A 12,202-nucleotide genomic window follows, 5' to 3' on the forward strand; every position below is an offset into this window, starting at 1 on the left:
TGTAGATTGCTGCAAAAAAGAGAGCTGCCAGCGCTTTCTGGATAAGCGCTGGAGGGTGATTTGGCTTGAAGTTTTGTATGGACTCAAAGCCCAAGCGCCTGTACGCTGCCGCGGCCTTCGCGCAGCACTTCGGGGTCGCCGCCGTTGCCCATGGGCGTGAGATCGATCACGGTGGTGGGCTCCAGGGGGCAGGCGCCCGCATCCACGATGGCATCGAGCAGCTTTTCGTAGCGGTCGCGGATTTCCTGTGGGTCGTTGAGCGGGTCGGACTCGCCCGCTGGAATCAGCGTGGTGGCCAGCAGCGGCGCGCCATGCAGCTCCAGCAGCAATTGCAGGCCCTTGCGGTCGGGCACGCGCAGGCCGATGGTCTTGCGCGATGGGTGGCTCACGCGGCGCGGCACCTCTTTGGTGGCTTCCAGGATGAAGGTGTAGGGCCCCGGCGTGCCGAGCTTGAGCAGCCGGTATTGCCGGTTGTCCACCCGTGCGTAGTTGGCCAGTTCCGACAGGTCGCGGCACAGCAGGGTCAGGTGGTGCTTGTCGTCCACCTGGCGGATGCGGCGCAGGCGATCGACGGCGTCCTTGTCGTCAAGGTGGCACACCAGGGCGTAGCTCGAATCGGTGGGCACGGCCAAGATGCCGCCTTTTTGCAGCAGGGTGGCCGCCTGCTTGAGCAGCCTCGGTTGCGGATTTTCGGGGTGAACTTCGAAATACTGTGCCATGGCAGCCAATGCCTCCGGATCAATGTTAGGCCGGGTGCACCCGCTCGGCCAGCAGTTCCCACACGGGGGTCAGGGTGCCGGGCAGCAGGGGCAGGGCGCCCAGGTCGGTGTGGGATTCGTCGGGGCTGTGAAAGTCGCTGCCGCGCGAGGCGGCCAGGCCAAATTCTTGTGCCATGGCCCCGTAGGTGACATATTCGGCCGCGCTGTGGCTGCCGGTGACCACTTCCACGCCCTGGCCGCCATGGGCCTTGAACTCGGAAAACAGCGCGTATTCCTCGTTGGCCGTGAGCTTGTAGCGGGCCGGGTGGGCGATCACCGCCACGCCCCCGGCATCGGTGATCCAGCGCACCGCGTCGCCCAGCGCCGCCCAGCGGTGCGGCACATAGCCGGGCTTGCCTTCGACCAGAAATTTGCGAAACACTTCCGAGGTGTCTCGGCACACGCGGGTTTCAACCAGAAAGCGTGCAAAGTGGGTGCGCGAAACCAGCTCGGGGTTGCCCACAAACTTCAGCGCGCCCTCGTAGGCGCCATGAATGCCCGCCTGCGCCAGTTGCGCCGCCATTTCGCGTGCGCGCCCGCCACGGCCGCCTCGGGTGGTGGCCAGGCCCTGCGCGAGCTGCGGGTTGTCGGCATCGAACCCCAGTCCCACGATATGCACGGTGGTGTTGGCAAAGCTGACAGAGATTTCCGTGCCCGTGAGGTAAGCCATGCCCTGGCTGCGGGCGGCGGCGGCGGCGCGGGGCTGGCCGCCGATCTCGTCGTGGTCGGTCAGGGCCCACAGCTCGACCCCGTTGGCCCTGGCGCGCGCGGCCAAGTCTTCGGGCGCCAAGGTTCCGTCGGATACGACGGAGTGGCAATGCAGGTCGGCGTTGAGGTAGGTGGTCACCGATCCATTCTACGGGTTTGTCCTTGTGCGGGCGCTGCGGTCGGCCGTGCAGGCCGTGTTGCATTCAGCACAAAGCACCTGTTGCAAAATGTAGCATTTTGAACGGCGCCGGTGATAATTGCTGGTTTCATTCGCCCTTTCAGGGTTTCGGGGTTTCAGAAGGAAGAGCCATGCAGCTGGACAACATCCGGGTATCGCGCAAGTTGTGGGGAGCATTCATCGGGCTGATGGTTGCCATGCTGATCATGTCCGGGTGGGCGCAAAACCGCTCCAACAACTCCATGGTCAGCGCTATGGATGCGGTGGTCGAGATTGAGGGGCGCATTGCGTCCGCCCTGCGCTGGCGTGGCGCCACCGAAACCGCCGTGACGATGATCATGGGCAGTGCCGTGACCACCGACGAAGCGCTGGCGCAGCAATATGACGCCCGCGTCAAGGAAATCATTGGCCAGATCAACAAGGTGCAGGAAACCATCGTGGCCTCGGCTACCGCACCGGCGGAAAAAGCGGCCCTGGACAAGGTGCAGGAAGCGCGCAAGCTGGTGCTGGCAACCACCGCCCGGTCTCGCGAGGTCAAGAGCGCGGGCGACCCGGCGGCCACCCAGAAGTTTGTGGACAGCGAGTTCACCCCCCTCGTCGCCGCCTACCTGAAGGCGCAGGACGATTTTGTGCGCACGCTGGAGCAGCGCCGCGAGCAGATCCGCACCGATGCATTCAACCGCCGGGTGCAATACGCCATCACCGGGCTGGTGCTTTCGGTGCTGCTGCTGGCGGTGGGGCTGGCCATGGCGTGGCAGCTGGTGCGCTCCATCACCCGGCCGCTCGACCAGGCCGTCAACGCCATTGACGCCATTGCCGCGGGCGACCTCACGCAAGAGCTGCAATCCACCCGCCAGGACGAGTTTGGCCACATGCTGCGTTCGCTGTCGGCCATGTCCACGCAGCTGCGGGGTGTGGTGACCGATGTGCGCTCGGGCGTGGACTCGGTCTCGTCGGCGTCGGTGGAAATTGCCAACGGCAACCACGACCTCTCGGCGCGCACCGAGCAGACGGCCTCCAACCTCGAAGAAACCGCCGCCAGCATGGAGCAGCTGACGGCCACCGTCACCCAGTCGGCCGACACTGCCCGCCAGGCCAACCAGCTGGCGGGCACCGCCGCCCAGGCGGCCGCGCGCGGCGGCGAGGTGGTGGGTCAGGTGGTGGCCAGCATGCAGCAGATCACCGACAGCAGCAAAAAGATCAGCGACATCATTGGCGTGATTGACGGCATCGCCTTCCAGACCAACATCCTGGCGCTCAACGCCGCCGTGGAAGCCGCCCGTGCCGGCGAGCAGGGCCGCGGCTTTGCCGTGGTGGCCAGCGAAGTGCGCAGCCTTGCAGGGCGCAGCGCCGAGGCGGCAAAAGAGATCAAGCAGCTCATCAGCGCGTCGGTCGAGAACGTCGAAGCGGGCTCGGCCCAGGTGGCGCAGGCCGGCCAGAGCATGGAAGAAATCGTCTCCAGCGTGCGCCGCGTGAGCGACCTCATTGGCGAGATCACGGCCTCGTCCACCGAGCAGCGCGACGGCATTGCCCAGGTGAACCAGGCCGTCACGCACCTGGACCAGATGACGCAGCAGAACGCCGCGCTGGTGGAAGAAAGCACCGCAGCCGCCGCATCCATGCGCGACCAGGCCCAGCACCTGGCCAACGTGGTGTCGGTGTTCAACGTGGGCGCCGCGCTGACCCGCGCGCCCGTGGCCCCACGCCCTGCTCCGGCAGTGGCCGCCCCACGTTCCGCACCGGCCCCGGTGCGGGTTGCATCCGCCCCGGCTGCAAAACCGGCCGCGCGGCTGGCGTCTGCAGCTCCCGCCGCGCCCAAGCCTTCGGCCACCAAGCCCCAGCGCCCGCGCCCCGCGCTGCGACCACGGGCAACGATGACGACTGGGAGAGCTTCTGATTCCCTCTACAGGCTTCAGATGGCTTCAGATTGCTCATGTTTTGATAGCTGCTAGCGCTTGATGGGTAAGCGCTAGAGCCCGATTTGGCTTTTTTTATTGCGCAAGTCTGCTTCTGGCGCTTACTCGGCAAGCATTCCGACTCACCCATCAGTATTTTGATTTTTGCGTCAAAAATTGTTAGCATTGCAAAAATTTTGACGCAAATATCAATTGCAAACCCTCCAAGAACTCGGTGAGGCCGTCGCCACACGTCGCAAACTGCTGGGCCTCAAGCAGGGCGATGTTGCGGCCAAGGCGGGCGTCACGCCCGAATCCCTGTCGCGCTTTGAACGCGGCAGGTCCGCGGAGTTTGGCGCGCGCAAACTGCTGGCGGTGCTGGCTGTGCTGGAGGCCGAACTGGACATCGTGGCGCAAGGCCAGGCGGGCAATCTGGACGAGTTGCGCCGCGAGCGCGCACAGTCCACCCCGGGGCGCACGGTCGATGCGCCGGGAACTTCCAGTGAGGGCCGTCGGTGATGCAGTTGTCTGTGTACGTGCTGGGCCGCGAGGTTGCCACGCTGGAGCAATCTGGCGACTTCAAAAGCGTGCTCACCTACCACCCGCAGGTGGCGGCCGACGACTTTGTGTCGCTCACCATGCCCGTGCGCCTGGAGAGCTATGTGTGGGACGACCAGCTTCCGCCCGTGCTGCAGATGAACCTGCCCGAGGGCTATCTGCTTCAGGTGCTGCAAGAACAGTTTGGCCCGCACATCGGCGCCAGCCCCATTGCTCTGCTGTCCGTCATTGGCCGCAACATGGTGGGCCGCCTGCAGGTGGCAGCGCCGGGCGCGCAGCTCAGTGAACCGGCCCAGCCCATCGAAGTGGCCGCGCTGCTCAAGGGCGACAACTCCGAAGCCGCCTTTGCCGCCCTGGTGCGCCAGCATGCCACCAGCGGCGTCTCGGGCGTGGTGCCCAAGTTTCTGGATGCGCAGGCCGAAACGGGCGCGGCAACGGCCGGCCCCATGGAAGCCCTGGCCCTGCACAAAAAAGCCAGCGTCATCACCCGCCGCCACATCATCAAAGGCTCCAGCGCCCAGTTGCCCTTTGTGGCCCTGAACGAACACCTGTGCATGCAGGTGGCCCGCCGTGTGATGCCCGCCGCCAAGACAGAGGTGTCTGACGATGGCCAGGCCTTGGTGGTGCACCGCTTTGACGTGGACGAACACGGCCAGCCGCTGTGGGGCATGGAAGACTTTTGCAGCCTGTTGGGCCTGCGCCCCGCCGCCAAATACGACACCACCTGGGAGCGCATCGCCAAAGCTGTGCGCGACCATGTGCCCGGCGCGCAGCGGCTGGATACCTTCCGCCAGTTGGCCACCACCCTGCTGCTGACCTACGCCCTGCGCAACGCCGACTGCCATGCCAAAAACCTGGCCCTGCGCTACACCCGCCGGGCCGACGTGCACCTAGCGCCCGCCTACGACGTGCTGACCACCAGCGTGTATGCGGGCTTTGCGCACAACCCGCCCGGCATCGAGTTCATGGGCAAACGCACCTGGATGCCCGGCAAAAACCTGCAAAAGTTCATCGCCGCCACCTTTGGCATCCAGCCCAAGGAGCAACAGCACATGGTGCAAGCCATCAGCGACGCCGTGGCTGACGTAGCGCCCCAGGTGCGCCAGGCCATGGCGCAACACCCCGGCTTTGAAGACATCGGCAAACGCATGCTGCTGGCCTGGGCCGAGGGCGTGCAGGGCCTGCGCGATGCGCGGGTGTATGCGGTGGGGGATTGGAACGCGGGGGAGGCGTTTGAAGGGTTTTCGCCCCCAACCAAAACAAAAAATCGAAACTACCAAGATGGGGCACTCCATATTGCTGGGTAAGCGATGAGCGCTGGCTTTACGAAGGACGCAGCCACCGCAGCGCGCATCCAGGAAAAGCGGCACATCACCCTGATCGGGCTGGACACGTTGTTTGACCTGTGGATGGAGCACTACGGCAAGCTCACCGACCAGGCGTTGCGGCGGTTGCCGTTGCGGCCTATTCAGTCGTATTTGCCGGGGGGAGCGTAGCTGCATTGGGCTTTACAGCTGCGCGCCTTCCACCAGAAACTGCACCTTGCGCTCGCCCTTCCACTCGTTGACGTCGAGTCGAAACGCCAGCAGCACGCGCGCGGGCAGGGGTTCGGTGTGGCTGAACCAGATGGCGTCGATGGGATTGCCCTGGTGGATGAGCTTGATGGACAGGTGGTTCTTGCCTTCGCCCACCAGCCGCTGGCTGAGCACCTGCACTTCTTCGCTGAACGTGGGTGGGGCAAAGCCCTGGCCCCACACCTCGCGGTGCAGGGTGTCCACCATGTCGGCGCGGCAGTATTCGGGGGCCAGCGGGCCGTCGGTTTCGATGCGGCGCGTGAGCGCGGCCACGTCGAGCCATTCGCGCGCCACCTGGGCCAGGGCCTGCTCGAACACGTCAAACGCTTCTTCGGCCACCGTGCAGCCGGCCGCCATGGCGTGGCCGCCAAATTTCAGCAGCACGCCCGGATGGCGCTTGGCCACCAGGTCGAGCGCATCGCGCAGGTGAAAGCCGGGGATGGAGCGGCCCGATCCCTTGAGCTCGTGCGCCTTGCCCGGCGCGCTGCTGGCAGCAAACACAAAGGTGGGGCGGTGCAGCTTGTCCTTGATGCGGCTGGCAACGATGCCGACCACGCCTTCGTGAAAATCGGGGTCGAACACGCTGATGGCCGGCGGCGGTTCTTCGTCCTCCTGGAACAGGCTTTCGGCCATCAGCAGCGCCTGGTCGCGCATGCCGCCCTCGATTTCGCGGCGCTCGCGGTTGATGCCGTCAAGCGTGGCGGCCAGCTCAGCCGCGCGGCCCGCGTCGTCGGTCAGCAGGCATTCGATGCCCAGTGTCATGTCGGCCAGGCGGCCTGCGGCGTTGATGCGCGGGCCTAAAGCGAAGCCGAAGTCGAACGTGGTGGCCACGGGCGCCTTGCGGCCGGCGGCGGTGAACAGCGAGGCCACCCCGGCAGGCATCTGGCCTGCGCGGATGCGCTTGAGGCCCTGCGCCACCAGGCGGCGGTTGTTGGCATCAAGCTTGACCACGTCGGCCACGGTGCCCAAAGCCACCAGCGTGAGCAGGGGGTCGAGCTTGGGTTGGGGTCTAGGTGCCCCCACGCTCCCCGCTTCGCGTGGTTCGCTGCCCCCAGCCGGGGAAGGGGCCCCGGCCGAGCCGGTTCCTGGGCCGCTCGCGCCTTGGGGCGGCCCGGCGGCGCTCGATGCATCAAACACACCGCGCGCGCGCAGCTCGGCGCGCAGCGCCAGCAGCACATAGAACATCACACCGACCCCTGCCATGGACTTGCTCTCAAAGGTGCAGCCGGGCTGGTTGGGGTTGACGATGGCGTCTGCGGCGGGCAGCTCGGGGCCGGGCAGGTGGTGGTCGGTGACGAGGACTTGCAGGCCCAGCGCCTTGGCCTCGGCCACGCCCTCCACGCTGGCGATGCCGTTGTCCACGGTGATGAGCACATCGGCGCCGCGTTCGGCCACCCGGCGGGCGATGGACGCGGTGAGGCCGTAGCCATCGGTCACGCGGTCGGGCACGAGATAGTCCACGTGGGTAGCCCCCAGCAGGCGCAGGCCGCGCACGCCCACGGCGCAGGCGGTGGCGCCGTCGCAGTCGTAATCGGCCACGATGCAAAGGCGCTTGTTTTGCGCCATGGCATCGGCCAGCAGGCGCGCGGCGGCGTCGATGCCTTTGAGTCCCGATGGGGGCAGCAGCCGACCCAGGCCATCGTCCAGTTCATCCTTGGCGCGCACGCCGCGCGCGGCATACAGGCGCGCCAGCAGCGGGTGCACGCCGGCCTGTTCCAGCGCCCAGGCGGCGCGGGGGGGAATGTCTCTTGCTATTATTTTCATAGCTGATTGCGCAGGTCCATAAAGCGCTGGGGCCTGAAAAAGCCTTGAATGCGCTGTGCCAGGCCGCGCGGTGCGCTGTGAAAGCCCTGTGCATTGCGCTCGCCACACAGCGTGAGTTGCACGGGTGCGCCGCTTTCGCTCTGTCGCAGCAGATCGGCCACGGGGCCGGAATCGAGCGCCGCCCAGGCAGTGGCCCAGGTGCGCCAGTCTTCGCGCAGGGCCGCATCACGCAGCGTGGTGGGCACCGTGGGTACGGTGGTGGGGGGTGGGGCGGGCGTGGGCAGGGGGCCAGTGCCGTGCACCCAAAACGAGTTGACCACCGGCAGGCCGCGCGCCGCGCGTTCGTCGTTGAATGCGTGGGTGTAAAGCAGCATCTGCATCTCGCTGTGCAGGCGGTGCAGGGTGCGGGCCGCCTGCGCTGCACGGGGTTCAGGCATCCACGGCCGTACGTCGCGCAGCAGCACACGCTCCAGCGAGGCGGTGGCCAATCCATCAAACAGCGCGCCGCTGGCCAGCCAGCGCGTGGGCTGGTCGTAGTGCAGCGCGATGCCGTCCTCGGCAAACCAGGGCGCCACGATGGCCAGCAGTGCGCGCGAGGCGGCTTCGTCGAGCCCCAGGCTGTCCGGGTCGCGCAGGGTGATGTGGTCGGTGCTCACATGCCATTGGCACGGCGTGATGAAGGCCCAGGCCTGGCCGTGTGCGGGCTGGCCCTGCTGGTGGCGGTGCCACGCGGCCCAGGGAGTGCGGCCGTCGTCAAAGGGCAGGCCCAGGGCGCGTGCCAGTGCGCGTTCGTGCGGGGGGGTGAAGCTGGTTTCCTCGCCAGTATCGGTTTGCGCGGTGTGGGGGCTGAGCCGGGCCAGCAGCCGGTCCAGATGGGGCAGGGCCAGGCCCTGGAGGGCTTGCTGGCAACCCTCGGCCGTGCTCGCGGCATAGGGAATGAGCAAAGAGGTGGTGTCCGACATCCCGCTATTGTCCGGGATGCCACAATTGGTTCCGTCTGGCGCTTGCCATCCGCGCAGGGCGCAGACCTTCTTTTCAAACCATGCAAATTCCCTACGAACTGGCCCTGGGCTGGCGCTACACGCGCGCGGGCCGCGCCACGCGGCGCAACGGCTTCATCTCGTTCATCTCGGGCGTGTCCATGCTGGGCATTGCGCTCGGGGTGGCGGCGCTCATCATCGTGCTGAGTGTGATGAACGGCTTTCAGAAAGAGGTGCGCGACCGCATGCTCAGCGTGGTCTCGCACATCGAGATTTTTTCGCCCCAGAGCACGGCCCTGCCCGATGTGGCACGCACGCTGGCCGAGGCCCGGCAAAACCCCAACGTGATCGGCGCTGCACCCTTTGTGGGTGCGCAGGCCCTGCTGGCCCGCGGCGAGGACATGAAGGGCACGCTGGTGCGCGGCATCGACCCGGCGCTCGAAGGCGCGGTGACCGACCTGGCCGCCACCAACGAAGAGACGCTCAAGCTGCTGGTGCCGGGCGAGTTTCGCGTGGTGCTGGGCGGCGAGCTGGCCCGCGCCCTGGGCGTGCGTGCAGGCGACGCCGTGACGCTGATCGCACCGGCCGGGCAGGTGACGCCCGCTGGCGTGGTGCCACGCCTCAAGCAGATGACGGTGGCGGGCACGTTTGACTCGGGCCACTATGAATACGACTCTGCGCTGGTGCTGCTGCACCACGAGGATGCGCAGCGCATCTTCCGCCTCGAAGGCCCCACGGGCATTCGCCTCAAGCTCAAGGACCTGCACCAGGCGCGCGAGGTAACCATGCAACTGGCGGGCAGCCTGAGCGATCAGCTGCTGATCCGCGACTGGACGCAGCAAAACCGCACCTGGTTTGCCGCCGTGCAGCTGGAAAAACGCATGATGTTCATCATCCTCACGCTGATCGTGGCCGTGGCCGCGTTCAACCTGGTGAGCACGCTGGTGATGACGGTGACCGACAAGCGCGCCGACATCGCCATCCTGCGCACGCTGGGCGCCAGCCCCAAAAGCATCATGGGCATCTTTGTGGTGCAGGGCGCCATGGTGGGCGTGATCGGCACGATGTCCGGCCTGCTGCTGGGCCTGGCCATTGCCAGCAACATCGATGTGATCGTGCCCGCCATCGAGCGCGCGCTCAACGCCAGCTTTTTGCCGCAGGATATTTACCTCATCAGCAAGATGCCCAGCGAGCCGCAGAGCAGCGACATCGTGCCCATCACGGTCATCTCCCTCGTGCTGGCTTTTGTGGCCACGCTCTACCCCAGCTGGCGCGCCAGCCGCGTCAACCCCGCCGAGGCTCTTCGCTATGAATAATGTAGCTGCTAGCGCAATACCATCAAGTGCTGGAGGCCAAAATGGCTTGAAAAACCAGGTGGTGCTTGAAGCCCGTGGCATCACCAAGCGCTTTACCGAAGGCCGCCTGGATGTAACGGTGCTGCATGGTGTCGATCTGCAGATCCATGCCGGCGAAACGCTGGCCATCGTGGGCGCGTCGGGCTCGGGCAAGAGCACCCTGCTGCACCTGCTGGGCGGACTGGATGCGCCCACCTCGGGCACGGTGCGCCTCAAGGGCGAGGAGATGTCGGCGCTGTCGGCCGAACGCCAGGGCCAGTTGCGCAACCAGCACCTGGGCTTCATCTACCAGTTCCACCACCTGCTGCCCGAGTTCAGCGCACTCGATAACGTGGCCATGCCGCTGCGCATCCGCCGCCTGCCTCTGGCGCAATGCCGCGCAGAGGCTGAGCGTGTGCTTACATCTGTGGGTTTGAAAGACCGCCTGCACCACCGCCCGGCCGAGCTTTCGGGTGGCGAGCGCCAGCGGGTGGCGATTGCCCGCGCGCTGGTGACGCGGCCGGCCTGCGTGCTGGCCGACGAGCCCACTGGCAACCTCGACCGCAGCACCGCCGACGGCGTGTTCGACCTCATGCTGCAACTGGCGCGCGACCAGGGCACCGCGTTTGTGATGGTGACGCACGATGAATCACTGGCAGCCCGCTGCGACCGCGTGGTGCGGTTGGTGGCGGGGCGGCTGGGCGACTGAGGCCTGGGGCGCGCCCGGCTGCGGCTACAGCACCGAGGCGCGCAGCCGGCTGGGCGCCAGGGCGCCGGCCGATTCCAGAATGGGGTAGGCCACCGAGCACAGCAGCGAGTTGATGCGCTTGAGTTCGCTGATCAGGTCGATGTGCAGCGAGCTGGTCTCGATGCTCTGCACGGTGTTGTCGGACAGGCGCGCCAGGTGGGTGGCCGAGTAGGCGTGCTCCAGGTCGCGAAAGCGCACTTTTTCTTCCAGCAGCTTCTGGGCATCGCGCACATTGCCGTTCAGGAAGACGCTCATGGCCAGGCGCAGGTTGTCCACCAGGCGCGCGTGCAGCTCGTTGATCTCTTCCATGCCGGCATCGGAGAACTGGCGCCCCTTCTTGATCTTCTTGTCCTCGATGTCGATGAGCACGCGCTCGATGATGTCGCCGATCTGCTCCATGTTGATGGTGAAGCTGATGATGTCGGCCCAGCGCCGGCCCTCGCGCTCGTCCAGGGCCTCGCGCGAGATCTTGGTCATGTAGTACTTGATGGCCGAATACAGGTCGTCCACCTGGTCATCGAGTTTGCGCAGGTCCTGGGCCAGCTTGAGGTCATCGGTGCGGATAACCTGGTGCATGCCCATCAGCATCGACTCGACCACATCGGCCTGGTGCAGTGCCTCGCGGGCGGCGCACGAAATGGCCAGCGAGGGCGTGGCCAGGGCCGAGGGGTCCAGGTGCTGCGGACGGGCGCCTGCCGTGGGCGCCTCTTCGTGCGGCAGCAGGCGCTGCACCAGGCGCGCCACCGTGCCGGTCAGGCCGATGCACGCCAGGCCCACCACGGTGTTGAACGCCAGATGGAACAGCACCACCAGCGTGGCTGCATCCGGAACAAACGGGCGCACATGGCGCAGCCACAGGCCGACCAGCGGCATCATGATGAGCACGCCCACGATCTTGAACACCAGGTTGCCCAGCGGCACCTGGCGTGTCTGCACATTGGACTTGAGCGTGGTCAGCACCGCCAGCAGCCCGCTGCCCAGATTGGCGCCCAGCACCAGGCCCAGCGCCACTTCCACCGGAATGCCGCCAGAACCCGCCAGCGTGGCGGTCAGCAGCACCGTGGCGAGGCTCGAATAAGACACCACGGCCAGCACGGCACCGGTGAAGAGCTCCAGCAGCAGATCGCTGGTCAGTGCTTCCAGCAGGGTGCGCACAGCGGGCGACTGCATGAGGACCATGGTCGAATCGGTGATGAGCCGCAAGGCCAGCAGCATCAGCCCCAGACCGATCAGCACCCTGCCCACGCGCCCCACGGTGGTGTCCTGGCGCGAGATGAACAGCACCACACCCACAAAAATGAACAGGGGCGAGAGCCAGGACAAGTCCATCGCAAACACCACTGCCATCACGCTGGTGCCCACGTCGGCGCCCAGCATCACGGCCAGCGCGGCCGGCAGGCCCACCAGGCCCTGGCCGACGAACGAAGAAACAATGAGGGCGGTGGCGGTGCTGGACTGCACCAGTGCCGTGACGCCAATGCCCGAAAGTACGGCCGTGAGGCGGGTGCTGACGCTGCGCGAGATCAGCTGGCGCAGGTTGGCGCCAAAGACGCGCAAGATGCCGGTGCGCACCAGATGGGTGCCCCAGATCAGCAGGGCCACGGCAGCAAGAAGATTGAGGAGATGCTTCATGGAAAGAAGCGTGCAACTATAGCCCCGCACACAGCCCCAAACGCGATGGCCTTGGTGGCAGTGGTCACGCCCG

The 12,202-nt window shown here is 66.3% G+C and carries 10 protein-coding genes and 1 pseudogene; 6 read left to right on the forward strand and 5 right to left on the reverse strand.

All coding sequences use genetic code 11. The features are described from left to right. Positions 1-83: 83 nt before the first annotated feature. Together K226_RS0107860 and K226_RS18770 are read right to left on the reverse strand one after the other, a co-directional pair. Entirely contained in the window at positions 84-719 is a 636-nt protein-coding gene (locus tag K226_RS0107860) for an L-threonylcarbamoyladenylate synthase (RefSeq protein ID WP_024814283.1), read from the reverse strand. A 25-nt stretch (positions 720-744) separates the two neighbouring features. Further along, entirely contained in the window at positions 745-1,605 is an 861-nt protein-coding gene (locus tag K226_RS18770) for a 3',5'-nucleoside bisphosphate phosphatase (protein WP_035240920.1), read from the reverse strand. A 170-nt stretch (positions 1,606-1,775) separates the two neighbouring features. Here K226_RS18770 and K226_RS18775 point away from each other — a divergent pair. The 4 genes and pseudogenes from K226_RS18775 (at position 1,776) to K226_RS0107885 (ending at position 5,593) form a co-directional block, all read left to right on the forward strand. After that, positions 1,776-3,541 (forward strand): annotated as a pseudogene (locus K226_RS18775) (methyl-accepting chemotaxis protein). Positions 3,542-3,752: 211 nt separating this feature from the next. Beyond that, positions 3,753-4,058 carry a helix-turn-helix domain-containing protein gene (locus K226_RS19300; RefSeq protein ID WP_024814284.1) on the forward strand — a complete coding sequence of 102 codons (306 nt, stop codon included), beginning with the start codon at positions 3,753-3,755 and terminating at the stop codon, positions 4,056-4,058. Then, positions 4,058-5,404, forward strand: coding sequence for a type II toxin-antitoxin system HipA family toxin (locus K226_RS0107880; RefSeq protein WP_024814285.1), 1,347 nt, complete (start codon positions 4,058-4,060; stop codon positions 5,402-5,404). Before K226_RS19300 ends, K226_RS0107880 begins: the two co-directional genes overlap by 1 nt. Before the next feature lie 3 nt (positions 5,405-5,407). Beyond that, positions 5,408-5,593 (forward strand): hypothetical protein, encoded by a 186-nt coding sequence (locus tag K226_RS0107885; RefSeq protein WP_024814286.1) that lies wholly within the window; start codon positions 5,408-5,410, stop codon positions 5,591-5,593. A gap of 12 nt (positions 5,594-5,605) precedes the next feature. Here K226_RS0107885 and recJ read toward each other — a convergent pair whose 3' ends face one another. Continuing rightward, positions 5,606-7,435 carry a single-stranded-DNA-specific exonuclease RecJ gene (recJ, locus tag K226_RS0107890; protein ID WP_024814287.1) on the reverse strand — a complete coding sequence of 610 codons (1,830 nt, stop codon included), beginning with the start codon at positions 7,433-7,435 and terminating at the stop codon, positions 5,606-5,608. Beyond that, positions 7,432-8,397 (reverse strand): phosphoglycerate mutase, encoded by a 966-nt coding sequence (locus tag K226_RS0107895; protein WP_024814288.1) that lies wholly within the window; start codon positions 8,395-8,397, stop codon positions 7,432-7,434. Before K226_RS0107895 ends, recJ begins: the two co-directional genes overlap by 4 nt. A gap of 80 nt (positions 8,398-8,477) precedes the next feature. Between K226_RS0107895 and K226_RS0107900 the strand changes: the two genes are divergently transcribed. Both K226_RS0107900 and lolD read left to right on the forward strand, forming a co-directional pair. Beyond that, positions 8,478-9,731: a lipoprotein-releasing ABC transporter permease subunit gene (locus K226_RS0107900; protein WP_024814289.1), complete on the forward strand. Its 1,254-nt coding sequence runs from the start codon at positions 8,478-8,480 to the stop codon at positions 9,729-9,731. Then, positions 9,724-10,458 (forward strand): lipoprotein-releasing ABC transporter ATP-binding protein LolD, encoded by a 735-nt coding sequence (gene lolD / locus K226_RS0107905; protein ID WP_081739338.1) that lies wholly within the window; start codon positions 9,724-9,726, stop codon positions 10,456-10,458. Before K226_RS0107900 ends, lolD begins: the two co-directional genes overlap by 8 nt. 24 nt (positions 10,459-10,482) lie before the next feature. On the opposite strand, the gene K226_RS0107910 is transcribed toward lolD, so the two are convergent. Further along, on the reverse strand, positions 10,483-12,129 hold the full coding sequence (locus K226_RS0107910) for a Na/Pi cotransporter family protein (protein WP_024814291.1): 1,647 nt from the start codon (positions 12,127-12,129) through the stop codon (positions 10,483-10,485). Between the last annotated feature and the right edge of the window lie 73 nt (positions 12,130-12,202).

It is taken from the genome of Acidovorax sp. JHL-3, assembly GCF_000526295.1.
GTDB classification, from domain to species: Bacteria; Pseudomonadota; Gammaproteobacteria; order Burkholderiales; family Burkholderiaceae_C; genus Acidovorax; species Acidovorax defluvii.